Source organism: Variovorax sp. EL159 (assembly GCF_900100965.1).
Classification (GTDB): Bacteria; Pseudomonadota; Gammaproteobacteria; order Burkholderiales; family Burkholderiaceae_C; genus Variovorax.
Genome location: NZ_FMUJ01000002.1, coordinates 147,131 through 172,442, shown reverse-complemented (window position 1 = coordinate 172,442; position 25,312 = coordinate 147,131). Strand labels below are relative to the sequence as shown.

Here is a 25,312-nt window from a genome sequence, read left to right as displayed (position 1 = left end):
CTGGAACGGATGGTCTCGTTCAAATTTGGAGGAATCTGGTGGGTAGGCCGTACTGTTGTTTTTGCGCGCACCCGCTTTGGTTACCGCAGGTTTCGGGCACGCCCCCGCATGACTCCCTCTCCTTCTGGGAGAGGGTTGGGGTGAGGGCCGACGGCATCAACGCCACGACCAGCGCCCGGTATGCGGCACGGCGCGCTCGGCTCCTCTGTGCCGCCGAGGAGCGCAGCGTTTCGCGGATCAGGGCTCGCAGCTGTTTGAGCGCAGCGAGTTCTGCGAGACCCCGCGAAACGCGAGCACCGCAGGGAAGCCGCAAAGCGGCCGGCACAGCGGGGCCGAGCGCGCCGTGCCGCATGCCGGGCGCCCTTCGCAAGCGTCCTGAATAAAAACGCAAAGACACCCCCCATCCCAAAAGTCTCCCAAAAGCCAAGCAATGCTCGGCCCCTCGAAGGAGCCCGACATGACCATTGCATTGCAAAGCACCATCGCCGCGTCCCTGGGTGTGCAGCAGCTCGCCAGCGCATTCAGCCCCGCCTTCTCCCACCTGCGCATTCTTCGCAACCTCGTCATTCCCATGCCCGAAGGTTGCGCGATGCGAACCGCCAGGATCGACGCCGTGCTCGTCTGCGAAACCGGCATCTACCTGTTCGAGATCAAGGCCTGGCGCAACGCCTTCGTCTATCGCAAGAAGTCCGACCAGGCCCCGCCGCGCTGGTTTCTTCGCCTCAACGGCTGCAGCAGCGCACGCGAAGTGAAAGACCCCGCCTGGCAAGGCGGCCGCAAGACCACGCAACTGCGAAGCCTTCTGCCCGAAGACCTTCGCCTGCAGTACTTCGTGCTGCTGCCTTGCGAAGGCGTCGAGCTCGAAGGCGTGATGCCCGCTGCCGTCATCACCCAGCAAGACCTGCCCTACATCGCACGGCTGGTGCGCAACAACGGCCGCACCGCGCGCACCTACCCCTTGCTCGATGCCGATGCCATCGACCGCACGGTGCAGCGCCTGCTCGACATCCAGGGCAACCTGTCGGTCGCGCATCACATGCAGAACTGCCGCGAAAGAAGCCTTCTCGCGGCCACCGGATGGAACAGCGCAACCGCCATCGGATTGCAATAAACAGAAACACCCCGCACGCGGCGGGCATGGCCAAGGTCCCAAATTTCTCCGACATTGGCAGGGACCATGCGGCGATGAATCTTCCCAAGTCCCTTGCGACCCTCGCCGCGCTGCTCGCCTCTCTCGCTGCGCTTCCGGCATGGGCCACCGATCCGTTCACCGTCAAGGACATCCGGCTCGAAGGCCTGCAGCGCGTCGAGCCCGGCACCGTCTTCGCGACCCTCGGCATCAAGGCCGGCGACACCTACAGCGACGAGCGCGGCAGCGCCGCCATCCGCGCGCTCTTCGGTCTGGGCCTTTTCAAGGACGTGCGCATCGACGTCAACGGCAACGTGGTCGTCGTGATCGTGGAAGAGCGCCCCTCCATCGCCGACGTCGACTTCGTCGGCACCAAGGAATTCGACAAGGCCGCCCTGCAGAAGGCCCTGCGCGAGGTCGGCCTGGCCGAAGGCCAGCCCTACGACAAGGCCCTGGCCGACCGCGCCGAGCAGGAGCTCAAGCAGCAGTACATCGGCCGCAGCCTCTACAACGCCCAGGTCATCACCACCGTCACGCCCGTCGAGCGCAACCGCGTCAACCTCACGTTCACCGTGACCGAAGGCGAAGCGGCACGCATCAAGGAAGTGCACGTGGTCGGCAACAAGGACTTCAGCGAAAGCACGCTGCTCGACCTGTTCGACCAGGACAGCGGCACCTGGCTTGCCTGGTACACCAAGTCGAACCAGTACGTGCGCAGCAAGCTCAACGCCGACCTGGAGACGCTGCGCTCGTACTACCTCACGCGCGGTTATCTCGAATTTCGCATCGACTCCACGCAGGTCGCCATCTCGCCGGACCGGCAGGCGATCACGCTCACCATCAACATCACCGAAGGGCAGAAGTTCGCGATGGCCGGCGTCAGGCTCGCGGGCAACTACCTGGGCCGCGAGGACGAGTTCAAGTCGCTCGTCACCATCCGCCCCGGCGCGCCCTACAACGGCGAAGACGTCACCGCCACCACCAAGGCCTTCACCGACTACTTCGGCACCTTCGGCTATGCGTTCGCACGCGTGCAGGCCGAGCCCGAGATCGACCGCGCCAACAACCGCGTCGTGATGGTGCTGAAGGCGGAGCCCTCGCGGCGCGTCTACGTGCGGCGGCTCAACATCGGCGGCAACTCGAAGACGCGCGACGAAGTGATCCGCCGCGAGTTCCGCCAGTACGAAGGCGCCTGGTACGACGGCAACAAGATCAAGCTCTCGCGCGACCGCGTCGACCGCCTGGGCTTCTTCACCGACGTGAACGTCGAGACCGCCGAGGTCGCCGGCTCGCCCGACCAGGTCGACCTGTCGATCAACGTGACCGAAAAACCCACGGGCTCGCTGCAACTGGGCGCGGGCTATTCGTCGACCGACAAGATCTCGCTGACCTTCGGCATCACGCAGGAGAACGTGTTCGGCAGCGGCAACTACCTTGGCGTGCAGGTCAACACCAGCTCGTACAACCGCACGGTCTCGCTCACCGCCACAGACCCGTACTTCACGAAGGACGGCATCTCGCGCACGCTGAACCTCTTTCACACCACCACCCGCCCCTACTACGAAGCCGACGGCAACTACAAGCTCGCAAGCGACGGCGGCTCGGTGCGCTTCGGGTTGCCGGTGGGCGAGCTGGACACTGTCTATCTCGGCATCGGCGTCGAGCGCTACGCCTTCACGCCGGGCAGCAACGGCACCTACACGCTGGTCAACGGCTCCTACGTCTACACCGCGACGCCGCAGGCCTACCTCAACTACTTCCAGTGCACGGGCATCGCGCCGAGCGTGGTGTGCGCGAGCGACACCAAGCTGGCCATTCCCGCAACCGTCGGCTGGTCGCGCGACGACCGCGACAGCGCGCTGGTGCCCACGCGCGGCCGCCTGCAAAGCGCCAACCTCGAACTGGGCGTGGGCAGCGAGCTACGCTACCTGAAGACCACCTACCAGTACCAGCAGTACTTTCCGCTGTCCAAGCAGTACACGCTGGCCGTCAATGGCCAGCTCGGCTATGCCAAGGGACTGGGCGGCACCACGTTCCCGATCTTCAAGAACTTCTATGCCGGCGGGCTCGGCTCGATCCGCGGCTTCGAGCAGAACTCGCTCGGGCCGACCGACTCCGTCACCGCCGGCGCGCTCGGCGGCACGCGCAAGGCGATCTTCAACATGGAGTTCAGCACGCCCTTTCCGGGTGCGGGCAACGACCGTTCGCTGCGGCTGTACACCTTCCTCGACGCGGGCAACGTGTTTGCCGACCGCACCACGGGCATGACCGATGCGCAATGGAAGGCGCAGAACCGCCTGCGCGCATCGACGGGCATCGGCATCAGCTGGATCTCGCCGCTGGGCCCGCTGCGGCTGGCCTATGCGCTGCCACTGATGTACCAGAAGGCCGACACCGCCAACGGCATCGCGGCCGACCGCATCCAGCGCTTCCAGTTCCAGATCGGAACCTCTTTCTGACCAGCGCCGAAGGAGACACCACCGCATGAGCCGCATCCTTCTGGTCGAGAACGGGCACGACAGCAGCGCCCGGTTGCTGCTGCCTCCGCTGCGCGACGCGGGCCACGAGTTCGAGCAGATCGAGGACGGCGCGGCGGCGCTCGACCGCATCCTCAGCGCGCCGCCCGCGCTCACGCTGCTCGACGTGGCGCTGCCGCGCATCGACGGCCTGCGTGTGCTGGAGAAGGTGCGCTCGCACAGCGACCATCCGATCATCATGCTGACAGCGCGCACGCGCGAGGCCGACCGGCTGCGCGGCTTCGACATGGGCGCCGACGACTACGTGTGCAAGCCCTTCTCGCCCCGCGAGGTGGTGGCCCGTGTCAACACCGTGCTGCGCCGTCGCGCGCAACGCCCGTATGCAGCAAAGCCTTCGGCCGCGGTGAGCTTCGCCGATCCGCGCGCCAGCCTGGAAGGCCATGCGCTGGACCTCACGCGCCGCGAGCTGCTGTTGCTGCGCGCGCTGTCGCGCGACCCCGGCCGCGTGTTCACGCGCTCGAACCTGCTCGAGGCCGCGTTCCCCGAAGCGCTCGACGTGAACGAGCGCGCGGTCGACGGGCACATCAAGAACCTGCGCAAGAAGATGGCCTGCGTCGTGCCCTCGCACGACTGGATCCGCTCGATCTACGGCGTGGGCTTCAGCTTTGCCGAACGGCCAGCCTGAGCCGCCGGGCCGGTCTGGTACCGGCAGGCCGTCGACCCTGCAACCGGCGCATCGGGGGTGGCAGGCACGGCCGGGCTGAACAGATCACCGGCCGCCGTGCGCCCGCTGTCCGCTGGTACGGTTCGCGCACCCGGACCATTGCCCATGATCGGCGCCAGCGTCGACAGGTTCGACCGCCGTGCCTGCGTGTGCACGCGCTCGGGGCATTCGTCGCGCGCGGCAATGAAGGCGCTGATCGCCAGGCCGCCGAAGGCCAGGTAGCCCGCCAGGCGCTACATCAGCGAGGCGATGCCGCCGCCAAGGCCGTCTTGAAACTGCATCGTGATCCGCAAGATGCTTCAGCCCGCTGCCGCCGTGCCGGGCGGCCGCGATGGTTCGTTGTGTGTCATGAGGTCTTCTTCCCGACCGGCGCGGGGCCGGGCACGGCCGGCCGCGTGGCGCGGGCCTCGGCCCAGCGCACCAGCAACACCCACGCATGGGCCACCAGCCAGAAGCGCAGCGCGAGCGACAGCAGCAACCACAGCGGCAGGTCCATGTCCGGGTTCATGGGCTGCATCCTGCGTGTTGAATCGGGAGAAATATGGGAGAACACTTCTCCCAGATTCCTCCTCATTTCGGCCCGAAGATCGGCCGCTTGCCTATGACGACCGCCCGCCCGAAACGCATGTCGCAGAATGCGGCCATGCCTGCCCCGAGCCCATGCCGCGTCTGACCCTTTCCCGCAAGATCTTCCTGGCGCTGGCCGCCTTGCTGATCGTGCTGCTGCTCAGCTTCGCCGGCCTCTCGATCCTTGCGCTGCAGCGTGGGCTGGGCTCCTACGTGGCCGAGATAGAGATCCGCCGCATGGACTGGCTCGCGCAGCTGGTGCTCAAGCACTACGTCGCCAACGGCGACTGGAAGAGCCTGCGCGACAACGACGACACCTGGCACCGCCTGCAGATGGGCCGGCTGGCGGCCGCGACCGACGGGCCCGGTGGTGCCGACGAGCGGCGGCTGCCGCCCTGGTACAGGTACCGCGCGCTGCGCGAAGCCCAGGCGCAGGAACAGCAAGGCCAGCCGCCGGGCACATCCGACAGCGGGCCGCCGATCCCGCCGCCTTCACCTTCTTCGTCATCGCCGTCGTCGTCAGCTCCCTCGTCGCCGCAACTCGACCTGCTGCCCCGCCGGCTGCCGGCGATGCCGCCGCCGTGGTTCTTTCCCGATCCGCGCGAGATGGCCGATTCGATCTTCCAGCGGCTGGCCGTGCTCGACGCCCAGGGCGTGCGCGTGGTCGGCGCGAGCGTCGATCTGGAGAACGCGGCGCGCCTGCCGATCCGCCGTGGCCGCTCGGTCATCGGCTACCTCGCGCTCACGCCCATGCAGGGCCTCGAAAGCGAGGCCGACCGCGCCTTCCTCGCGCGGCAGTCGGGCGTGATCGTGCTGACCGGGCTGTGCGGCCTTGCCTTCGCGCTGGTGCTGTCATGGCTGCTGGCGCGCCGCTGGTTCAAGCCCATCGACGAACTCACGCAGGCCGCGCAAGAAGTGGCGCGCGGGCGGCTTTCCACGCGCGTCGCAGTGCACGGCTCCGACGAACTCGCACTGCTCGGCAAGACCTTCAACGACATGGCGCAGCGCCTGGACACCGTCGAGGCCTCGCGCCGCGCGTGGCTGGCCGATGCCGCGCACGAGCTGCGCACACCGCTGGCCGCCATGCGCGCCGAGATCGAGGCGCTGCAGGACGGCGTGCGCAGCTTCGACGAGCGCACCGCGCTGCGGCTGCACCGGCAGGTGATCCGGCTGGGCCAACTGGTGGACGACCTGCGCAGCAGCATGCGCGAGCCGCAAAGCGACCTGCTGACCGCCACCGTGTTTCCGCTGTCGCTGTTGAAAGAGGCGCTGGACCACACGCGCGACCGCTTCGCCAAGCGCGAGATCGCGGTAGACCGGCACGCCATCGACCTGATCGCGGCGTCGGCGCAGCCGGTGGTCGAAGGCGACGCGCACCGGCTGCACCAGGTGTTCATGAACCTGCTCGAGAACACGCTGGCCTACACCGACCCGGGTGGCAAGCTGCGCATCGGCGTCACGGTCGAAGGCGCATGGAGCGGCAACCGCCTCACGCTGGTGTTCGACGACAGCGCGCCGGGCCTGCCCGAGCACGAGCTGCCGCGGCTGTTCGACCGCCTGTTCAGGGGCGAGACCTCGCGCAGCCGCGAGTTCGGCGGCTCGGGGCTCGGCCTCTCGATCTGCCGCGCGACCATCGAGGCGCACGGCGGCACCATCGACGCATCGGCCTCGCCGCTCGGCGGGCTGCGCCTGACACTCACACTTCCACTGGCGGCACCGTCATGACACGCATCGTCATCGTCGAAGACGAGATCGACATCGCCTCGGTGGTGCAGGACTACCTGCGCCATGCGGGCTACGAAACGGAGCACTTCGCCGACGGACGAAGCGCGCTCGACAGCATCGTGGCGTCGCCGCCCGACCTGACGCTGCTCGACATCATGCTGCCGCGCCTGGACGGCATCGAGGTGCTGCGCCGCGCGCGCGAACACACGGCGCACCCGATCATCATGCTCACCGCGCGCATCGAGGAGGTCGACCGCCTGCTCGGCCTCGAGCTGGGCGCCGACGACTACGTGTGCAAACCCTTCTCGCCGCGCGAGCTGGTGGCGCGCGTGCGCGCGGTGCTGCGGCGCACCGCGCCAGGCCCGGCCGCAGGTGCATCGGGCGATGCGCCGGGGCTGGTGCTCGACGACGTGCACTGGCGCGCCTCGCTCGAAGGCACGCCGTTGAACCTCACGCGGCGCGAGTTCGGTTTGCTGCAGGTGCTGTCGCGGCATCCGGGCCGCATCTTCTCGCGGGCCCGCCTGCTCGAATTGGCCTACGACGACACGGTGGACGTGACCGAGCGCGCCATCGACAGCCACGTGAAGAACCTGCGCCGCAAGCTCGGCGCGGTGACGCCGGAACACGACTGGATACGGTCGGTGTATGGCGTGGGCTTCGCGTGGGAGGCGCCCGCCTGAACGCCTCCCACGCCGCTGCTGTTTTTACTGCCAGCCGAAGCGCCGGATGTAGTAGCGCTTCATGAGCGTCGTCAGCACCGCATAGCCCAGCAGGATGGCCACCAGCCACGGGAAGTAGCCCAGCGGCAGCGCCTGCAGCTTGAAGTAGCCGGCCAGCGGCCCCATCGGCAGGAAGATGCCGGCCGCCATGATGAGCAGCGTCATGGCCGTCAGCGGCCAGGCCGCGCGGCTTCCGATGAAGGGCAGCTTGGGCGTGCGGATCATGTGCACGATCAGCGTCTGCGTCAGCAGCCCCACCACGAACCAGCCCGACTGGAACAGCGCCTGCTGCCCTTCGCTGTTCGCGCCGAACACGTGCCACATGAGCACGAAGGTCGTGATGTCGAACACCGAGCTGATCGGCCCGAAGAAGACCATGAAGCGGCCGATGTCGCCGGGGTTCCAGGTCAGCGGCTTCTTCACCAGTTCCTCGTCGACGTTGTCGAAGGGAATGGCGATCTGCGAGATGTCGTACAGCAGGTTCTGCACCAGCAGCTGCAGCGGCAGCATCGGTAAAAAGGGCAGGAACGCGCTGGCCACCAGCACCGAGAACACGTTGCCGAAGTTGGAGCTGGCCGTCATGCGGATGTACTTCAGCATGTTGCTGAAGGTCTTGCGCCCTTCGATCACGCCGGCCTCCAGCACCATCAGGCTCTTTTCGAGCAGGATGATGTCGGCCGCCTCCTTGGCGATGTCCACCGCGCTGTCCACCGAGATGCCGATGTCGGCCGCCCGCAATGCCGGCGCGTCGTTGATGCCGTCGCCCATGAAGCCGACCACGTGGCCGTTGTCGCGCATGGCGCGCACCAGCCGCTCCTTGTTCAGCGGCGAGAGCTTGGCGAAGACGTTGTTGACCTCCACCGCGTGCGCCAGCGCCTTGTCGCTCATGCGGTCGATGTGCTGGCCCAGCAGGATGCCTTCGACCTTGAGGCCGACCTGCTGGCAGACCTTGCCGGTCACCAGTTCGTTGTCGCCTGTCAGCACCTTCACCGTCACGCCGTGCTCGGCCAGGGCCTTGAGCGCGGGCGCGGTCGATTCCTTCGGCGGATCGAGAAAGGCCACGTAGCCGACCAGCGTGAGGTCGGCTTCGTCGGCCACCGAGTACGCGGCCGCGCGCGACGGCGTTTCCTTCATGGCCACGGCCACCACGCGCAGGCCCTCGTGGTTCAGCTCGCGGGTGATCTGGCGCACGCGCTCCAGCATCGCTTCGTCCAGCGGCACGTCGCGGCCGTTGTCGTGCACGCGCGTGCACACGCTGAGCATTTCCTCGACCGCGCCCTTGCAGATCAGCTCGTGGTGGTCTTCGCGCTCCGACACCACCACCGACATGCGCCGGCGCTGGAAGTCGAAGGGAATCTCGTCGACCTTGCCGTAGTCCTGCCCCAGCTTGAGTTCGGACTGCAGTTCCACGTGCTCCAGCACCGCGCGGTCGAGCAGGTTCTTCAGGCCCGTCTGGTAGTAGCTGTTGAGGTAGGCGAACTTGAGCACCTCGGTGGACTCGTTGCCGAACACGTCGGTGTGGCGCTCCAGAAAAATCTTGTCTTGCGTGAGCGTGCCGGTCTTGTCGGTGCACAGCACGTCCATGGCGCCGAAGTTCTGGATCGCGTCCAGCCGCTTGACGATCACCTTCTTGCGCGACAGCAGCACCGCCCCCTTGGCCAGCGTCGAGGTCACGATCATCGGCAGCATCTCGGGCGTGAGGCCCACGGCCACCGACAGCGCGAACAGAAAGGCCTCGGTCCAGTCGCCCTTGGTGAAGCCGTTGACCAGCAGCACGATGGGCACCATCACCAGCGCGAAGCGGATCAGCAGCCAGCTCACGCTGTTGACGCCGGCCTGGAACGCGGTGGGCGTGCGGTCGGTGGCGGTGACGCGCGTGGCCAGCGTGCCGAAGTAGGTGCGGTTGCCAGTGGCGATCACCAGCGCAATGGCCGAGCCCGACACCACGTTGGTGCCCATGAACACGATGTTGGCCTGCTCCAGCGGGCTGTGCGCGCCGCTTTGCCGCTCGACGAACTTTTCCACCGGCAGCGATTCGCCGGTCATGGCCGACTGGCTGACGAACAGGTCCTTGGCGGCGAGGATGCGGCAGTCGGCCGGGATCATGTCGCCGGCCGACAGCACGATGTGGTCGCCAGGCACCAGGTCCTTGATGGGCAGCTCGACGCGGCTGGGCGCGTGGCGCGCCAGCGGCCGGGCCTCGAAGTAGCGCTCGGCGACTTCGGCCGCCTCGGTGCGCAGGTCGCGCCGGATCACGGTGGCCGTGTTGCTGACCAGTGCCTTGAGGTTTTCGGCCGCGCGGTTGGAGCGGCCCTCCTGCACGAAGCGGATCAGCGTCGACAGCAGCACCATGGTGCCGATGACGACGGTGGCCTTGGTGTCTTCGGTGACATAGGACACGACGGCGAGCAGCGTCAGCAGCAGGTTGAACGGGTTCTTGTAGCAGTGCCACAGGTGCATCCACCAGGGCAGCGGCTTTTCGTGCGCCACTTCGTTGGTGCCGACGGTTTCCAGCCGGCGCTGGGCCTCGGCGTCGCTCAGGCCGTCTTCGTGGGAGTCGAGCCGCACCAGCAGCGAGGGCACGTCGTCGTCCGCCGCACGGAACAGGTCGCGCGCCAGGCGGTCGGAAATCGGCTGCGAGGCGCCGCGGCCGCCGGCCACGGTTTCCAGCATCTCGCCCCGGCCGAAAAGCCGCGAGGTCCGGCGGCTGTTGAGGAAGGCGACGAACCAGGTCTGAAGAAAATTCATCCGAGCGCTCCAGCAAAGGAATGGTTGGGCCTGTCGGGCAAGGAACTCGCGGGCCGGGGATTGCTGCCTGCATCGACTGCCGCATCATCCCCCCAGAATGTGGCAGGCGGATTGTGCGTTGCCGCGCCGCCCAGGGTTTCCAGGCGCAGCAGCACCACGGGCAGCGCCTGCAGATGCAGGGCCAGGCACTGCACCAGCCGGGTCGCACCGCCGAGTTGCCCCTGGAACTCGCCGCTGAGCGCCCACTTCACGGGCGGCATGCCCAGCGGCTGCTCCTGCGCGCGGCGCCAGTACAGGCGCGCGTCGAAGAAGCTGCAGCGCAGCGCCTCGCGCGCGGCGTCCAGCGCGTCGGCATGGACGATCAGCGTCAGGCGATGATGGAGCCAGCGGGCTCCGCGTCCGGAATCGAATTCGGCCATGGCGAAATTCCTTTCACTTTGTCTTTGGAGCTCAGAGCGCGGGATGCAGCCCGACGCTCAGTTGAAGCTGCACGGTGGCAGCGGCCAGGTCGGCCCGCGCCTGCAGGTACGCGAGGTAGGCGTCGTCGGCCGAACGCTGCGCCGCCAGGAACTCCAGCAGCGAGGCCTGCCCGTTGCGGTACGACAGGCGGATGCCCGCGAGCACCTTGTCGGAGTCCGCGAGCACGGACTCGCGGTAGCGCCGCAGGTTCTCGCGCGCGGCAACAAACTGGGTGTAGCTGGTGCGAACGTCGGCATCGGTCTTCAGCTCGGCCGCGCGCAGGCCCAGCATCGCCTGCGTGACGGCCGACTCGGCCTGGATCACCTCGCCCTTCTGCAGGCGCGAGAACGGGAGCGGCATCGACACTTCCACCGCCAGCGTGCGCGAGACCGGCGAGCCGGGCGTCTCCTTGCCCTCGCCGTCGAAGGTGCTGCGGCCCATGGGCGTGCGGCCGGCTGTGAGCTTCACGGTGGGGCCGACATAGCGGTTGGCCTGCACGAGTTCGGCATTCGCGCGTGCGCTGTCGAGGGTCGCGCGGGCGATCAGCACTTCGTCGCGCGCATCGAGCGCCTGGCGGATCAGGGCATCGACGTCGTCGCCCGGCGTGTACGCTGCAAAGTCGCAGTTCAACCCGAGCGGCCCGAACAGTTCGCCGAAGCGCTGCCCCAGCGGCACCGACAGGTTTAGCAGCGCGGCCTGCGCATCGGCACGCCCCTTGACCACGCCGGCCTGGAACTGGTCGCGCTCGGTGCGCGACTGCAGCAGCTCCAGCCCGCCCGCATCGCCCACCTTGCGGCGCACTTCGTTGGCACGCACGACGTCGGACAGCGACTTGAGCGACGACTCCTGCCGCACCAGCGCCTCGCGCGTGCGGCAGGCTTCCGCGAAGGCGGTGGCCGAATCGCTGTAGAGCTGGTGCTTGAAGCCTTCGACGTTGGCCTCGGTCAGCTTCACGTTGCTCTTCGCAGCCTTGATGCGCTTGTCGCGCTTGCCGCCGGTCTCGATCTCCCATTCGAGCGCGACCGTGCGGCTGACGGGTGGCTTCAGCGCGACGGTTCGGCTGAACTCCTTCGGCCCGTAGCCGAGGGTGAGCTTCGGGTCGGGCATGACGCCCGCGATCGACACGCCGGCCTCGGCGGCGGTGATCGACTCGCGCTGCGACGCGAGGTCGAGGCTGTGCTTCTCGACGGCGGCGAGGTAGCCCGCGAAATCGACTGTCGCGGCACCGGTGGCTGCGGCCGAAGCCGTGCCTTGCGCGCAGGCGATGCCCGTGCACAGCGACAGCAGCGCCACGCCGACGCCGTGCCAATGGATGTTCTTGTTCTTCATGCTTGCTCCAGGAGGCCCGCGTCCGGCGCGGCCGTTTCGGCCTCGGCGCGCCGTCTGGCAGCGGCCTCGGCCTGTGTTTCGACAAGGTGGTAGAGCGCCGGCAGAAGCACCAGCGTCAACAGGGTGGCGGTGACGAGGCCGCCCACGACGACGGTGGCCAGCGGCCGCTGCACGTCGCTGCCCAGTCCCATCGCCAGCATCGCGGGCGTGAGGCCGAAGGCGGCCACGGTGGCGGTCACGAGCACGGGGCGGATGCGGCTGCGCGCGCCCTCGATCACGGCCTCGCGCAACGGCAGGCCGTCTTCGCGCCGCAGCCGGTTGATCTGCGAGATCATCAGCACGCCGTTGAGCACGGCCACGCCGAACAGCGCGATGAAGCCGACCGCGCTCGACACGTTCAGCGTCATGCCGCGCAGGTGCAGCGCCGCCAGGCCGCCGAGCATGGCGAGCGGCACCACCAGCAGCACCATCGCCGGCTGGCGCAGGTTGCCGAACTCGGCGAACAGCAGCAGGAACATGATCGCCAGCGTCATCGGCAGGATCACCATGAGCCGGGCCTGCGCGCGTTCGAGGTTCTCGAACTGGCCGCCCCAGGCAACCTGGTAGCGCAGGTGGTCGTAGTGCACGTCGCGCTCGATGGCCGATTGCGCCTCGGCCAGGAAGCTCGACAGGTCGCGGTTGCGCGCATTGAGCTTCACCGTGAGGTGCCGGCGCGACGCTTCGCGCGTGATGGTGGTCTCGCCCGACACGGTGCGAACCTTCGCCACCTGTCCGAGCGGCACCTTCGCGCCGCCGGGTGCGGTGAGCATCAGGCCGGCGATGGCGTCCGGGTCGTTGCGGGTGGCTTCGGGAAAGCGCACCGTCATGCCGTAGTTCTTCTCGCCCACATAGACCTGCCCGATGGCCGTGCCGCCCATGCCGGTGGAGATCAGGTCGCTCACGTCGGCCACGTTGATGCCGTAGCGCGCGGCGGCCGCACGGTCGATGTCGATCTTCAGGTTGGGCAGCGGCGGCTCCTGGTCGATGGCCACGTCGACGGCGCCGGGTACTTTTTCGAGCACGCCCACCACGTCGCCCGCGATGCGGCGCATCTCGTCCAGGCTGTCGCCGTAGATCTTGACCACCAGGTCGCTGTGCGCGCCCGAGAGCTTGTCCTGCACGCCGTCGATCATGGGCTGCATGAAGCCGACCGAAAAACCGGGCAGCTGCTTGTAGCGCTCGGCCAGCTTGGCGATCAGCTCCTGCTTGCTCAGGCCCGACTTCCATGTGTCGTACGGATGCAGGCCGACGCTGGCCTCGATGTGCGAGACGGTCCACGGGTCGGTGCCGTCGTCGTTGCGGCCGGTCTGCGTCACGATGTACGAGACCTCCGGGAACTCGCGCGTGGCGCGGCGCAGTTCATTGGCAAGGCCGGTGGCCTTCTCGAGCGTGATGCCCGGCGGCATCGTCACCTGCAGCCAGAGCGAGCCTTCGTCCAGGTAGGGAAGAAAGTCGCGGCCGATGGTGCTGCCCAGGCCGAGCACACCCAGCAGTGCCACCGCACAGCTCACCACCACCCAGCGCCCCTTGCCCAGCGCACGCGAAAGGAAGGCTTCGTAGCGCACCGTCAGCCATTCCATCGGCCGGTTGTGGAAGATGCGGCGCGGCTTGCGGAACGCGAGGTACGCCAGCCCCGGAATGAGCGTGAGCGCCACCAGCAGCGCGCCGACCAGCGCCGAGCCCACCGCGAAGGCCATCGGCGAGAACAGCTTGTATTCGATGCGCTGGAAGGCAAAGAGCGGCAGGTAGGCCGCGATGATGACCAGCATGCCGAAGAAGATCGGCCGCGCCACCTGCACCGTGGCGGCGATGGCATCGGCGGGGGTCAATGGCTTGTCTTGCGCCTGCTCGCGCCGCCGCAGGATGCCTTCAACCAGCACCACCGCGCCGTCGACCAGGATGCCGAAGTCGATCGCGCCCAGCGACAGCAGGTTGGCCGGCACGTTCAGGTGCCGCATGAAGATGAAGGCGATCAGCATCGACAGCGGAATGGTCAGCGCCACGATGGCCGCCGCGCGCGGGCTGCCGAGCGACAGCAGCAGCACCAGCGTGACCAGCACGATGCCCTCGATCAGTGTCTTGCCGACCGTGTGCGTGGTGGCGTCGATGAGCGAGGCGCGGTCGAGGTAGGGCACGACCTTCACGTCCTTGGGCAGCAGGTTGTCGTTCAGGTCCTGCACGGCGGCGTGCACACCCTGGATGACCTGCGAGGCCTGCGCATCCTTCAGCAGCAGCGTGATGCCGGAGATGGTGTCGGGGTTGTCGTTCTTGCCGAGAACGCCCCGCCGCTCGACGTTGCCGTAGCTGAGCGTGCCCAGGTCCTTCACCAGCACCGGCGTGCCCGACTTGGCCGTGACCACCACGTTGCCCATGTCCTGCAACGAGCCGATGAGCCCCGAGCCGCGCACCACATAGGCCTGCTCGCCGCGGTTCATGAGGCTGCCGCCGGCACTGCCGTTGTTGGCGTTGATGGCGTCCTTGATCTGCTGCAGCGTGACGCCGTACTGCACCAGCTTTGCGGGGTCGAGCGCGAGCATGAACTGCGTGGTCAGCCCGCCGAAGTTGGCCACGTCGATCACGCCGCTGACTTTCTTCAGGCGCGGGATGACGGTCCAGAACTGCAGCTCCGACAGCTCGCGCAGGTCGCGCGTCTTCGACTCCAGCGTGTAGCGGTAGATCTCGCCGATGGGCGAGGTGTAGGCGTCGAGCCCCGGCGTGGCGCCGTAGGGCAGCGTCACGCGGGCGATGCGCTCCTGCAGGCGCTGGCGCGACCAGTAGCCGTCCACGCCGTCCTTGAACACCACGACGATCAGCGACAGGCCGAAGGTGCTCTTGGAGCGCAGCACATGCAGGCCGGGCGTGCTGAGCAGTTCGCGCTCCAGCGGCACGGTGATCTGCTGCTCGACCTCTTCGGCCGCAAGGCCCGGCACCTGGGTGACGACCTGCGAGGTGACGTCGGCGATGTCGGGATAGGCCTCGATGGGCAACTGCTTCCAGCAGGTCCAGCCGTAGAGCGCGACGAAGGCGAACACGATCCACGCGATGCCGCGCCGGCGAAAGCACAGGGTGACGAGGCGCTCAATCATTGAGGAGCACCCCTTCCTTCACGGCGATGCGCTCGCCGGCCTTGAGCCCCGAAAGAATCTCGACGCGGTCGCCGATGACCGGCCCCACCGTCACGTTGCGCGCCTCGTAGGTGAAGGCGCCCTTCTCCACGAAGACCTTGGTGTAGAGGCCGCTCTGCACCAGCGCGGACGCAGGCACGACCACCGCCGGATGCGCCTCGCCCGAGAACACCACCTTGGCGAACATGCCGGGGCGAAAGCGGCCGTGGCGGTTGTCGATGGCCACGCGGACCTTCACCGTGCGCGTGTCGGTATCGAGCACCTCGCCGATGTACTTGACGGTGCCGTCGAAGGCCTGGTCGGGGTAGGCGTTCAGGTCGATGCGCGCCTTCTGGCCGACGCGCAGCGCGGCGATGTCTTTCTCGGACACGTTGGCGGTGAGGAACACGGTCGACAGATCGGCCACCGTCATGATCGGCGCGTTGATGTCGTTCCAGTAGCCGCCCTGCGCGCCGGTCATCTCGATCACGCGGCCGCTGATGGGCGAGCGCAGCACGTATTCGCGGTGCGAGCCCGCACCTGCCGAAGCACCGAGCTGTGCCAGGCGGTTCTTCGCGACCTGCGCATCGCTGGTGGCGGCGCCGTAGGCGAGTTCGGCCGCTTCGTAGTCCTTGCGGGCGGTGATCTCGGCCTCGAACAGCAGCTTCTGGCGCTCGAAGTCGCGGCGCGACTGGCGCAGCGCGGCCTCGGCCTTGGTGGCATCGCCGAAGGCATTGCTCAGGTCGGCCGAATCGAGCGTGAAGAGCGCGTCGCCGGCCTTGACCGAGTCGCCCAGCGCGCGTTGCAGCTTGACGATGCGGCCCGCCACCGGCGAAGTGACCTTGACGAGTTTTTCGGGTGCAGCCTCGATGCTGCCGGGCGCGCCGATCGGCCGCTCCACCGAGCGCGATTCCGCCGCAGCCACCTGGATCGATGCGCGCAGCGGGGAGTTTTCGGGCACGGCGACAAGTGCGCCGTCGTGCACCACGGCGCGCGCGGCCGGCACCGGTTGCGCCACGGCGGACGACGTGAACATCCTGCCCGCGTCGCAGCCGGCCAGCACGATGCTGGCGGCCACTGCGACGAGGGTGGCGATGAAGGTTCTTTTTCTCATGGTTCTTCTCCTGGGGATCGAGAGATCCGGATCTGTTGTTGTGGGATGGACCGCAGTCACAGCCGCGCCCCTCGCAGCGGCAGGCAGAAAGCCAGCAGGCGCGCGAAGAAGCCCATCGAAGGACGGGCATCGAACGCACGGCCGCCGACCTGCGCGCAGCGGCGGCGGGCCGCGCGGGTCAGGTGGCGGAAGACTTCGTTGCGCTGCGGGGCAGGCAAGGTCGAGAGCGCGTCGGCGATGACGCGGCCCGAGCAGGGCGAGAGGGTGGCGGCGAAAGCGGCGGCGCCGTGGCTGTACAGCAGAGCCTGCAAGGCCTGGGGCCGGCGCTGCGCGAGCGCGGCATGCGGCGCGCGGCGCAAGGTCTCACGGCGGTGAGCGAGAGCGAACATGGCGGAGACTCCTGCGGCATCGGCGCGCAGGAGTCCTCACGCCTGTGTTCAGGCGAGTCGAGGCCTCCGGGGCAATGCCGGATGCGGGTTCAATGAAGGGGGCGAAGGATGGGCAGGCGCGCGCAAGCGCCAACTAGGGTCTGGGTCCACGGTCTTCTCCTCGGCCCTCTCGGGCGGGTTGATGCAACGAAGCTCCGCTGCATGGACGCACGCGCACAGACCGCCCGGAGGGAGGCCGAAAGATCGCGATCGCGATCGAGCCACCCCGGGCGGAGGATCAATGAATCGGGCGTGAGGAGATGGGCGCGAAGCCTGGGCTCCGAAGGGAGCCGGGGCATCGGCAAGGGCTGCGGTCGGCTCGGCGACCTCAACCCGGAGAGCGGGTGTTCAGGAGGCCGGGCAGGCAACAGCGGCCATCAAGGCACGCTTTGCATCACTGCTACTACAACTGGCACTGTCCACGCGCGGCGCTCCAAAAAACAAGATGCGCGGATTATTGCGATGCAGCAATGCGAGCGTCAACAAAAATTCACACTACGTGCGATTTATCCGACGCCGGTCCTGCTGGCTCGTGACGACCGCCGAAGTGGCGGGCCGCGCAAGACCCAGCGCCCCCTCGAGCATGCGGATGATGGTCTCGCGCGCGAGGTCGAAATCGGCCGGCTCCAGTGCCTTCTTGCCCAGCAGCATGCGCATCTGCCATGCGAAGTCGGCATAGGTCTGCGTCATGGCCCACAGCGTGAACAGCAGATGCGCCACGGGCAGCGGCGCCACGTCGCCATTCGCCATCCAGCGGTTCAGCACGGCGGCCTCGGCGCGGAAGGCGGGCACGAGCTTGGCCTCGATGTCGTCGGCGCATTGCGGCGCCTGCGAAATGATCTCCTGCGCGAACAGGCGCGAGCCCGAGGGGTGGTCGTAGGAGAACTGCAGCTTCTGCGTGACGTAGCGCTCCAGCGCGGCATGTGGATCGAGGTCGGCATCCGCGAGGCTGTTGAGATTGGAGAGCCATGAATCGAGCACGTCGTTGAAGACGCGGCTGTACAAGGCCTTCTTCGAGGGGAAGTAGTACAGCAGGCTCTGCTTGGAGATGCCCGCATCGGCCGCGATGTCGTCGACCGACACACCGCCGTAGCCGTGCAGCGCGAAGCGTTCCTGCGCCACGGCGAGGATGGCGCTCTCGATGTTCTGCCGGCGGGCCTGCCGCTTCACGGCCGGTGGGCGTGCGGTGGTGCTCATGGGTTCTTCATCCGCGCAAGGAAACGCACGAGCCGCTCGTCGCCGCAGTGCGCGACGTTGAAGCGATACCACGCGAAGGGCTGCGGTGCGCCGCCGAAATCTGCAGCGGCCGCGAGCGGCAGGCCCTGCTTGCGCGCCTCCTGCAGCACCGCGTCGCTGGTCGGTCGCGGCTCGCTGCCGGGCGGCCAGCCGGCGCAGAGAAAAGGACCACCGTCGGGCACGTACAGCGCCTGCAGGCCCGCACCAGTGAGCAGCGACAAGGTGCGCTCGCCCGCGATCTTCAGCGCCGTGTTGAGCTTCTGCAGAAAGCGCGGATAGCTGGCATCGGCCAGCACCTCGCAGGCCACGCGCTCCTCGAACTCGCTCGGCCCGAGCGTCGTGTGCAGGCAGCGCAATGCAGGGTCGTCGACCCAGCGCTGCGGCAGCAGCACATGCGCGAGCCGCAGCTTGGCCGACAGCGTGGTCGACACGCCACCGACCTGCGCCACGCGCTGCAGGCCGTCCATCGCCGCGAGGCTGGGTGCCTGCAGCGGCGAGAGCCCGCGCCATGTGTCGAGTTCGATCACGCGCAGGTCGTGGCGCTCGGCGGCCTGCAACGCCTGGTGCGCGCCCTGCGGGCTCATGCAGATGCCCAGCGGATTGGAGACGGCCGTCGAGAGCAGCAGCAGGCGCTGCCCGCCTGCTGCAGGCAACTGTGCAGCAAGGCTGTCGAGCGTGCCGATGTCCAGGCAGCCACCGCGCCGTGGCACTTCGAGCATGCGTCGGCCCAGCGTGTGGATCAGGCGGCGCAACTGGCGCGGCGCGGGCGATTCGACCAGCACCGCGTCGCCCGGCCCGGTCCATGCCTGCAGCAGGCACATCACGGCGCCGAGGCTGCCTGCGGCGGTCATCACCTGCTGCGGGCCCATCGCGGGCAACTCGGCGCGATGGCGCGTGGCGATCAGTTCGCGCAGCCGTGGCAGGCCGAAGCTGGGGCGCGTGCCGCTGTCCCAGTCGGGCGCGGCGCGGGCCACGCGGCGCATGGCTTCGCGCACGAGGTCGTCGCCACGGTATTCGGCGGGTGGTGGCCTGTCTTCACCTGTCGTCTGCTCGGCCACGGGCTGCATCGTTGAACCGCTGTCATCGAGCGTCGAGCGTGACGGCCGATGCAGCACGTAGTAGCCACTGCCCGGCCGCGACGCCAGCACGGAGCGTGCGCGCAAGGCGCTGTACGACTCGGTGACCGTGAAGGTGCTGATGCCCAGCTTGCCGGCCAGCGCGCGCACCGAAGGCATCTTGGTGCCGGGTGCGAGGCGCCCGTCGATGACGCGCAACTCGACGCCCACCACCAGCCGTTGCGCCAGGCCGAGGCCGGGGCCGGCGTCGTCCATCTCGCCCATCAGGCCCTGCATCCATCCGGCACCGGCCTGCGCCGGTGAAAGCAGCGCCGGGGCGTTGCGTGAACTCTGCATCGCTGTGTCTCCTTCGAAACCCGTGTGGCCGGTCGAGACAGGGTTTGCCCTTGGGAACTGTGCTGGACAGTGCACCAAACAGCACGGTCCGCGGCGGCAAACACTTTCTCGCATGCCGCTTCAACTGTGTATGGGCGGCACCCCTCGTTTGCTGAATCATCGCGACATTCGACCACTTGGTCAAACTTCATGAGGGCTAGCTCCCTCGTGTCGAAACAGATCCCCACCACGATCCTGGAGCCTGAACGCCCATGAGCAGCACGATGAATCCCGTCGCTCCCACCGCACACCTTGCATCGGATGTGCGCGCGGGCCGCCTCAACCCCGAGCAGTACGCGAAGAACTTCTGCGACGCCCATCCGCCGCTGAACGTGGTGCAGGCCAACATCGAGGCCGAGCGCTGCTACTACTGCTTCGATGCGCCCTGCCAGACAGCCTGCCCCACGGGCATCGACATCCCGACCTTCATCCGCCGCATTGCCGACGGCAACCTGCGCGGCGCCGCGCGCACCATCCTCGAAGAGAACCCGCTGGGCGGCATGTGCGCCCGCGTGTGCCCGACCGAGGTGCTGTGCGAGCAGGCCTGCGTGCGCAACAGCAACGAGAGCAAGCCGGTCGAGATCGGCCTGCTGCAGCGCCACGCGACCGATGCCTTCTTCGATGCGCCCGGCGCGCCGCTCTTCGTGCGCGGGGCCGACACCGGCAAGCGCGTGGCCATCGTCGGCGCGGGTCCGGCCGGCCTGGCCTGCGCGCACCGCCTCGCGGTGCTGGGCCACCAGGTGACGCTGTTCGACGCGCGCCCCAAGCTCGGCGGCCTGAACGAATACGGACTGGCCAGCTACAAGACGGTGAACGACTTCGCGCAACGCGAGATCGAGTGGCTGCTGTCGGTCGGCGGCATCGAGGTGCGCAACAACCAGGCGCTGGGTCGCGACCTGCACCTGGACGCGCTCGCCGCCGAATACGACGCGGTGTTCCTCGGCCTGGGCCTGGCCGGCGTGAACACGCTGGGCCTGGGCGAGCAGACCGGCGTGCGCGACGCGGTGGACTTCATCGCCGAGCTGCGCCAGGCCGCATCGCCGGCCGACGTGGCCATCGGCCGGCACGTGGTGGTGATCGGTGGCGGCATGACCGCCGTGGACGCGGCCGTGCAGTCGCGCAAGCTCGGCGCGGAAGACGTGAGCATCGTCTACCGGCGCGGCACCGAAGGCATGGGCGCATCGCCCGACGAACAGAGCTGGGCCAAGGACAACGGCGTGCGCATCATCCATTGGGCCGCACCGAAGGCCTTGCGTGCCAAGGGCGGCGTGCTGCGCGGCATCGACTTCGCGCGCACGACGCTGGTCGACGGCAAGCTGGTCGAGACCGGCGAGAGCCTTGCGCTGCAGGCCGACATGGTGCTGTGCGCCATCGGCCAGAGCTTTGTCGCGACCGCGCTGGAAGACAGCGGCGTGCAGTTGCAGGGCGGCCGCATCAGCACCGATGCGGAATGCCGCAGCTCGCGCCCGAAGGTCTGGGCCGGTGGCGACGCGCGCTTCGGCGGGCGCGACCTCACGGTCGAGGCGGTGGAAGACGGCAAGCAGGCCGCGCTGTCCATCGACCGCCACCTGCGCGCCGCGTGACGCGGCTGCACCGACCTTCCCTTTCTCTCATTCCATCCGTGCGCGCCTTGCCGCGACAGGAGCAATTCACATGGCAGACCTGAGCATCGACTTCGTGGGCATCCGCAGCCCCAACCCCTTCTGGCTGGCTTCCGCACCGCCGACCGACAAGGAGATCAACGTGGTCCGCGCCTTCGAAGCCGGCTGGGGCGGCGTGGTCTGGAAGACCGTGGGCGAAGACCCGAACGTGGTCAACGTGCACGGCCCGCGCTATGCCGTGTCGTACGCGGCCGACCGCCGCGTGACGGGCTTCAACAACATCGAGCTGATCTCCGACCGCCCGCTGCGCACCAACCTGGAAGAGATGACGCGCGTCAAGCGCAACTGGCCCGACCGCGCGCTGGTGGCCTCGGTGATGGTGCCGTGCACCGAGGCATCGTGGAAGAACATCCTGCCGATGGTCGAAGACACCGGCTGCGACGGCCTGGAGCTGAACTTCGGCTGCCCGCACGGCATGAGCGAGCGCGGCATGGGCGCGGCCGTGGGCCAGGTGCCCGAGTACATCCAGATGGTGGCCGAGTGGTGCAAGCACTACTCGAAGCTGCCGGTGATCGTGAAGCTCACGCCCAACGTGGCCGACATCCGCCCCGCCGCGCGTGCGGCCAAGAAAGGCGGCGCCGATGCGGTGAGCCTCATCAACACCATCAACTCGATCATGGGTGTGGACCTGGACGCGATGGCGATGTTTCCGCACACCGACGGCAAGGGCTCGCACGGCGGCTACTGCGGCCCCGGCGCCAAGCCGATCGCGCTGCACATGGTGGCCGAGATCGCACGCGACCCGCAGACGGCGGGCCTGCCGATCTCTGGCATCGGCGGCGTCTCGACCTGGCGCGATGCGGCCGAGTTCATCGCACTGGGCAGCGGCTCGGTGCAGGTGTGCACGGCCGCCATGGTCTACGGCTTCAAGATCGTGCAGGACCTGTGCGATGGCCTCTCGAACTTCATGGACCAGAAGGGCTACGCCAACCTCGAGCAGATGCGCGGCCGCGCGGTCGGCAGCATCACCGACTGGCAGCAGCTCAACCTGAACCACGTCGACAAGGCGGTGATCCACCAGGACCTGTGCATCCAGTGCGGCCGCTGCCACGTGGTGTGCGAAGACACCTCGCACCAGGCCATCAGCGCAACCAAAGACGGCATGCGCTTCTTCGAGGTGAAGGAAGAAGAGTGCGTCGGCTGCAACCTGTGCGTGTCGATCTGCCCGGTGCCCGGCGCGCTGTCGATGCGCACGCTGAAAGCCGGCGAGGTGGACGCGCGCACCGGCCGCCCGGTGGTCGGCCAGTACGCCAACTGGACCACGCACCCGAACAACCCGATGCGCGCCGAAACCCACGCCTGAGCCGATCGGATGAACGAATGAATGAATGAGTGAAGAAGCCCGGCACAGACCGGGCGGCGGCAGGAGGGGAACGACAACACAGTCAAGAAAACAGCCCACACGCAGGAGACATCCCACATGACGACCCCATCGCAGAGCGGCGCACCCGCCGCAAACCTCTGGAACGAGGACCTGGCGCCCACCACACTGGCGCAGCGAACGTGGCGCTGGTACCACTTCGCCGCGCTGTGGGTGGGCATGGTGATGTGCATCCCCGCCTACACGCTGTCGGCCAGCCTGATCGAAGGCGGCATGTCGTGGGGGCAGGCGGTGCTGACCGTGTTCCTGGGCAACGCCATCGTGCTGATGCCGATGCTGCTCATCGGGCACGCGGGCGCGAAGTACGGCATTCCGTATGCGGTGATGGCGCGCGCGTCATTCGGTACGCGCGGGGCGCGGCTGCCCGCGCTGCTGCGCGCGGTCGTGGCCTGCGGCTGGTATGGCATCCAGACCTGGTTCGGCGGCGAGATGATCTACACGCTGGTCGGCGTGCTCATGGGGCAGCCGCTCGGTGGCGACAAGCTGCCGGTGCTCGGCATCAACGGCGCGCAGCTGGTGTGCTTCCTGATCTTCTGGGCCATCCAGCTGTACTTCGTGGTGCATGGCATCGAGTCGATCCGCCGACTCGAGACCTACACCGCACCGCTCAAGATCATCGTGTGCATCGCCCTGCTCTACTGGGCCGTGCAACGCGCGGGCGGCCTCGGCCCGATCTTCGACCAACCCTCGCAGTTCGAGCCGGGCGGCAAGAAGGCCGGCATGTTCTGGGCCGTGTTCTGGCCCTCGCTCACGGCCATGGTGGGCTTCTGGGCCACGCTGGCGCTGAACATTCCCGACTTCACGCGCTTCTCACGCTCGCAGCGCGACCAGGTGGTGGGCCAGGTGATCGGCCTGCCCGCGCCGATGGGCCTGCTCGCGATGATGGCGGTGATGGTCACCTCGGCCACCGTGGTGATCTACGGCAAGGCGCTGTGGGACCCGGTGGACCTGGCCAGCCGCATGACCGGCGCCGCCGTGCTGATCGCCCTCATCATCCTGTTGATCGACACGGTGAGCGTGAACCTCGCGGCCAACCTGGTCGGCCCGGCGTATGACTTCTCTGCCCTCAACCCCGAGAAAATTTCGTACCGCAAGGGCGGCTATATCACCGCCGGCATTGCCATCGTGATGATGCCGTGGAAGGTGCTCGAGACCACGCAGGGCTACATCTTCACCTGGCTCATCGGCTACTCGGCGCTGCTCGGCCCGGTGGCCGGCATTCTGATTGCCGACTACTACCTCGTGCGCCGCAAGGAGCTGGACGTCGATGCGCTCTACCGCGGCAGCGGCCAGTACAGCTACAGCAACGGCTGGAACATGGCGGCGGTCATTGCCTTCATCGTCGGCGTGCTGCCCAACATTCCGGGCTTTCTGAATGCGGCCTTTCCGTCGGCCGTGCCGTCGATGCCCGATTTCTTCAAGACGATCTACACCTATGCGTGGTTCGTCGGCGTGGTGCTGTCGGCCATCGTGTACCTGGGCCTGATGAAGGCACGGGCGCCGCAATTGCAGGGCCTGTCCGCGCCCCTGAAGAACCCCACCTGAAACACACACAGAAGGAACTCACGCCATGACCGTACTCATTCGCGGTGGCACGGTGGTCAACGCCGATGCCGAGCACCGTGCCGACGTGCTCTGCCAGGGGGACAAGATCCTCCATGTCGGCACCGACCTGCAGGTGCCGGGTGGCGCCGAGGTGATCGATGCCGGCGGTGCCTACGTCATGCCCGGCGGCATCGACCCGCACACCCACATGCAGCTGCCCTTCATGGGCACGGTCGCGGCCGACGACTTCTTCAGCGGCACGGCGGCGGGCCTGGCCGGCGGCACCACGAGCATCATCGACTTCGTGATTCCCGATCCGCAGCAGTCGCTGATGGACGCCTTTCGCATGTGGCGCGGCTGGGCCGAGAAATCCGCCGGCGACTACAGCTTTCACGTGGCCGTGACCTGGTGGAACGACAGCGTGCATGCCGACATGGGCACGCTGGTGCACGAGCATGGCGTGAACAGCTTCAAGCACTTCATGGCCTACAAGAACGCGATCATGGCCGACGACGAGATCCTGGTGAAGAGCTTCCAGCGCTCGCTCGAACTCGGCGCCATGCCCACGGTGCATGCGGAAAACGGCGAGCTGGTCGCGATGCTGCAGCAGCAACTGCTGGCACAGGGCATTCGCGGGCCCGAGGGCCATCCGCTGTCGCGCCCGCCGATGGTCGAGGCCGAGGCGGCCAACCGCGCCATCGCCATCGCCGACGTGCTGGGCGTGCCGATCTACGTGGTGCACGTGTCGTGCGGCGAGGCACTCGAAGCCATCACCCGCGCCCGCGCGCGCGGCCAGCGCGTGTACGGTGAAGTGCTGGCCGGCCATCTCGTGGTCGACGAAAGCGCCTACCGCGACCCCGACTTCGCGCGCGCCGCGGCCCATGTGATGAGTCCGCCCTTCCGCTCGCGCGAGAACCAGGCCATGCTGTGGCGCGGCCTGCAGGGCGGCAACCTGCAGACCACGGCCACCGACCACTGCACCTTCTGCGCCGAGCAGAAAGCGGCCGGTCGCAACGACTTCACGAAGATCCCCAACGGCTGCGGTGGCGTCGAAGAACGCATGGCCGTGCTATGGGATGCGGGCGTCAACGCGGGCCGGCTCACGCCCTCGGAGTTCGTGCGCGTCACCTCGACCAACGCGGCGCAGCTTTTCAACCTGTACCCGCGCAAGGGCGTCATTCAAGCCGGCGCCGACGCCGACATCGTGGTGTGGGACCCGAAGGCCACCAAGACGCTGTCGGTGAAGACGCAGCACTCCAAGAGCGACTTCAACATCTTCGAGGGCCGCGAAGTCATGGGCGTGCCCAAGCACACCGTGAGCGCGGGCCGCTGGGTCTATCGCAACGGCGACCTGCGCGCCGAGCCGGGCACCGGCCGCTACCTCAAGCGCCCGCCCTTCGCGCCGATGTTCACCGCGCTGGAGCGCTTCAAGCAGCAGCACGCGCCCACGGCCGTGGCGCGCTGAATTCTCAAGGA

18 protein-coding genes are annotated in these 25,312 nt (G+C 67.9%); 9 read left to right on the top strand and 9 right to left on the bottom strand.

Features of this window, described 5'->3' with window-relative positions; translation table 11 throughout:
- Nucleotides 1-457 precede the first annotated feature (457 nt).
- From BLQ28_RS06965 to BLQ28_RS06955, 3 genes are all read left to right on the top strand, one after another.
- A complete protein-coding gene (locus tag BLQ28_RS06965; protein WP_093239359.1) occupies nt 458-1,111 on the top strand; it encodes a nuclease-related domain-containing protein in 654 nt (217 codons plus the stop codon).
- 74 nt (nt 1,112-1,185) lie between these two features.
- Nucleotides 1,186-3,588, top strand: coding sequence for an outer membrane protein assembly factor BamA (gene bamA / locus BLQ28_RS06960; protein WP_093239358.1), 2,403 nt, complete (start codon nt 1,186-1,188; stop codon nt 3,586-3,588).
- 25 nt (nt 3,589-3,613) lie between these two features.
- On the top strand, nt 3,614-4,291 hold the full coding sequence (locus tag BLQ28_RS06955; protein WP_093237965.1) for a response regulator: 678 nt from the start codon (nt 3,614-3,616) through the stop codon (nt 4,289-4,291).
- A 385-nt stretch (nt 4,292-4,676) separates the two neighbouring features.
- On the opposite strand, the gene BLQ28_RS32535 is transcribed toward BLQ28_RS06955, so the two are convergent.
- On the bottom strand, nt 4,677-4,838 hold the full coding sequence (locus BLQ28_RS32535) for a hypothetical protein (protein ID WP_256327204.1): 162 nt from the start codon (nt 4,836-4,838) through the stop codon (nt 4,677-4,679).
- Between the two features lie 152 nt (nt 4,839-4,990).
- Here BLQ28_RS32535 and BLQ28_RS06950 point away from each other — a divergent pair, with 152 nt between their 5' ends.
- Both BLQ28_RS06950 and BLQ28_RS06945 read left to right on the top strand, forming a co-directional pair.
- Entirely contained in the window at nt 4,991-6,622 is a 1,632-nt protein-coding gene (locus BLQ28_RS06950) for an ATP-binding protein (RefSeq protein WP_093237963.1), read from the top strand.
- Entirely contained in the window at nt 6,619-7,302 is a 684-nt protein-coding gene (locus tag BLQ28_RS06945) for a response regulator (protein ID WP_093237962.1), read from the top strand. Before BLQ28_RS06950 ends, BLQ28_RS06945 begins: the two co-directional genes overlap by 4 nt.
- Nucleotides 7,303-7,326: 24 nt before the next feature.
- Here BLQ28_RS06945 and mgtA read toward each other — a convergent pair whose 3' ends face one another.
- The 8 genes from mgtA to BLQ28_RS06905 form a co-directional block, all read right to left on the bottom strand.
- Nucleotides 7,327-10,089, bottom strand: a complete 2,763-nt coding sequence (gene mgtA / locus BLQ28_RS06940) for a magnesium-translocating P-type ATPase (protein WP_093237960.1) — start codon at nt 10,087-10,089, stop codon at nt 7,327-7,329.
- A complete protein-coding gene (locus tag BLQ28_RS06935) occupies nt 10,086-10,508 on the bottom strand; it encodes a hypothetical protein (protein ID WP_093237958.1) in 423 nt (140 codons plus the stop codon). Before BLQ28_RS06935 ends, mgtA begins: the two co-directional genes overlap by 4 nt.
- A gap of 31 nt (nt 10,509-10,539) precedes the next feature.
- On the bottom strand, nt 10,540-11,877 hold the full coding sequence (locus BLQ28_RS06930) for a TolC family protein (RefSeq protein WP_093237957.1): 1,338 nt from the start codon (nt 11,875-11,877) through the stop codon (nt 10,540-10,542).
- Entirely contained in the window at nt 11,874-15,002 is a 3,129-nt protein-coding gene (locus tag BLQ28_RS06925) for an efflux RND transporter permease subunit (protein ID WP_093237955.1), read from the bottom strand. The genes BLQ28_RS06930 and BLQ28_RS06925 overlap by 4 nt, the downstream gene beginning before the upstream one ends.
- Nucleotides 14,995-16,134 (bottom strand): efflux RND transporter periplasmic adaptor subunit, encoded by a 1,140-nt coding sequence (locus BLQ28_RS06920; RefSeq protein ID WP_093237954.1) that lies wholly within the window; start codon nt 16,132-16,134, stop codon nt 14,995-14,997. The genes BLQ28_RS06925 and BLQ28_RS06920 overlap by 8 nt, the downstream gene beginning before the upstream one ends.
- A 56-nt stretch (nt 16,135-16,190) precedes the next feature.
- Entirely contained in the window at nt 16,191-16,523 is a 333-nt protein-coding gene (locus BLQ28_RS06915) for a hypothetical protein (RefSeq protein WP_093237952.1), read from the bottom strand.
- 534 nt (nt 16,524-17,057) lie between these two features.
- Nucleotides 17,058-17,759 carry a TetR family transcriptional regulator C-terminal domain-containing protein gene (locus BLQ28_RS32925; RefSeq protein ID WP_176801042.1) on the bottom strand — a complete coding sequence of 234 codons (702 nt, stop codon included), beginning with the start codon at nt 17,757-17,759 and terminating at the stop codon, nt 17,058-17,060.
- Nucleotides 17,756-19,210 (bottom strand): aminotransferase-like domain-containing protein, encoded by a 1,455-nt coding sequence (locus BLQ28_RS06905; RefSeq protein WP_176801041.1) that lies wholly within the window; start codon nt 19,208-19,210, stop codon nt 17,756-17,758. The genes BLQ28_RS32925 and BLQ28_RS06905 overlap by 4 nt, the downstream gene beginning before the upstream one ends.
- Nucleotides 19,211-19,473: 263 nt before the next feature.
- Here BLQ28_RS06905 and BLQ28_RS06900 point away from each other — a divergent pair, with 263 nt between their 5' ends.
- The 4 genes from BLQ28_RS06900 to hydA all read left to right on the top strand — a co-directional run bounded on the left by BLQ28_RS06900 (nt 19,474) and on the right by hydA (nt 25,301).
- Complete coding sequence (locus BLQ28_RS06900; protein ID WP_093239355.1) at nt 19,474-20,832, top strand: NAD(P)-dependent oxidoreductase; 1,359 nt, start codon at nt 19,474-19,476, stop codon at nt 20,830-20,832.
- 70 nt (nt 20,833-20,902) lie between these two features.
- Nucleotides 20,903-22,213, top strand: coding sequence for an NAD-dependent dihydropyrimidine dehydrogenase subunit PreA (preA, locus tag BLQ28_RS06895; RefSeq protein ID WP_093237949.1), 1,311 nt, complete (start codon nt 20,903-20,905; stop codon nt 22,211-22,213).
- Nucleotides 22,214-22,330: 117 nt separating this feature from the next.
- Nucleotides 22,331-23,836 carry an NCS1 family nucleobase:cation symporter-1 gene (locus tag BLQ28_RS06890; protein WP_093237948.1) on the top strand — a complete coding sequence of 502 codons (1,506 nt, stop codon included), beginning with the start codon at nt 22,331-22,333 and terminating at the stop codon, nt 23,834-23,836.
- 25 nt (nt 23,837-23,861) lie between these two features.
- The gene (gene hydA / locus BLQ28_RS06885; RefSeq protein ID WP_093237946.1) at nt 23,862-25,301 is read left to right on the top strand and encodes a dihydropyrimidinase; all 1,440 of its coding nucleotides are present in this window, start codon (nt 23,862-23,864) and stop codon (nt 25,299-25,301) included.
- Nucleotides 25,302-25,312: the final 11 nt, after the last annotated feature.

What these genes read in the sequence shown, in the direction of transcription:
- BLQ28_RS06920 (WP_093237954.1), bottom strand. Translation starts at nt 16,134, where the DNA reads ATGAGAAAAAGAACCTTCATCGCCACCCTCGTCGCAGTGGCCGCCAGC.
- bamA (WP_093239358.1), top strand. Translation starts at nt 1,186, where the DNA reads ATGAATCTTCCCAAGTCCCTTGCGACCCTCGCCGCGCTGCTCGCCTCT.
- BLQ28_RS06965 (WP_093239359.1), top strand. Translation starts at nt 458, where the DNA reads ATGACCATTGCATTGCAAAGCACCATCGCCGCGTCCCTGGGTGTGCAG.
- BLQ28_RS06930 (WP_093237957.1), bottom strand. Translation starts at nt 11,877, where the DNA reads ATGAAGAACAAGAACATCCATTGGCACGGCGTCGGCGTGGCGCTGCTG.
- BLQ28_RS06945 (WP_093237962.1), top strand. Translation starts at nt 6,619, where the DNA reads ATGACACGCATCGTCATCGTCGAAGACGAGATCGACATCGCCTCGGTG.
- BLQ28_RS06955 (WP_093237965.1), top strand. Translation starts at nt 3,614, where the DNA reads ATGAGCCGCATCCTTCTGGTCGAGAACGGGCACGACAGCAGCGCCCGG.
- BLQ28_RS06935 (WP_093237958.1), bottom strand. Translation starts at nt 10,508, where the DNA reads ATGGCCGAATTCGATTCCGGACGCGGAGCCCGCTGGCTCCATCATCGC.
- BLQ28_RS32535 (WP_256327204.1), bottom strand. Translation starts at nt 4,838, where the DNA reads ATGAACCCGGACATGGACCTGCCGCTGTGGTTGCTGCTGTCGCTCGCG.
- BLQ28_RS06905 (WP_176801041.1), bottom strand. Translation starts at nt 19,210, where the DNA reads ATGCAGAGTTCACGCAACGCCCCGGCGCTGCTTTCACCGGCGCAGGCC.
- BLQ28_RS06915 (WP_093237952.1), bottom strand. Translation starts at nt 16,523, where the DNA reads ATGTTCGCTCTCGCTCACCGCCGTGAGACCTTGCGCCGCGCGCCGCAT.
- hydA (WP_093237946.1), top strand. Translation starts at nt 23,862, where the DNA reads ATGACCGTACTCATTCGCGGTGGCACGGTGGTCAACGCCGATGCCGAG.
- BLQ28_RS06950 (WP_093237963.1), top strand. Translation starts at nt 4,991, where the DNA reads ATGCCGCGTCTGACCCTTTCCCGCAAGATCTTCCTGGCGCTGGCCGCC.
- BLQ28_RS06890 (WP_093237948.1), top strand. Translation starts at nt 22,331, where the DNA reads ATGACGACCCCATCGCAGAGCGGCGCACCCGCCGCAAACCTCTGGAAC.
- BLQ28_RS06925 (WP_093237955.1), bottom strand. Translation starts at nt 15,002, where the DNA reads ATGATTGAGCGCCTCGTCACCCTGTGCTTTCGCCGGCGCGGCATCGCG.
- BLQ28_RS06900 (WP_093239355.1), top strand. Translation starts at nt 19,474, where the DNA reads ATGAATCCCGTCGCTCCCACCGCACACCTTGCATCGGATGTGCGCGCG.
- mgtA (WP_093237960.1), bottom strand. Translation starts at nt 10,089, where the DNA reads ATGAATTTTCTTCAGACCTGGTTCGTCGCCTTCCTCAACAGCCGCCGG.
- BLQ28_RS32925 (WP_176801042.1), bottom strand. Translation starts at nt 17,759, where the DNA reads ATGAGCACCACCGCACGCCCACCGGCCGTGAAGCGGCAGGCCCGCCGG.
- preA (WP_093237949.1), top strand. Translation starts at nt 20,903, where the DNA reads ATGGCAGACCTGAGCATCGACTTCGTGGGCATCCGCAGCCCCAACCCC.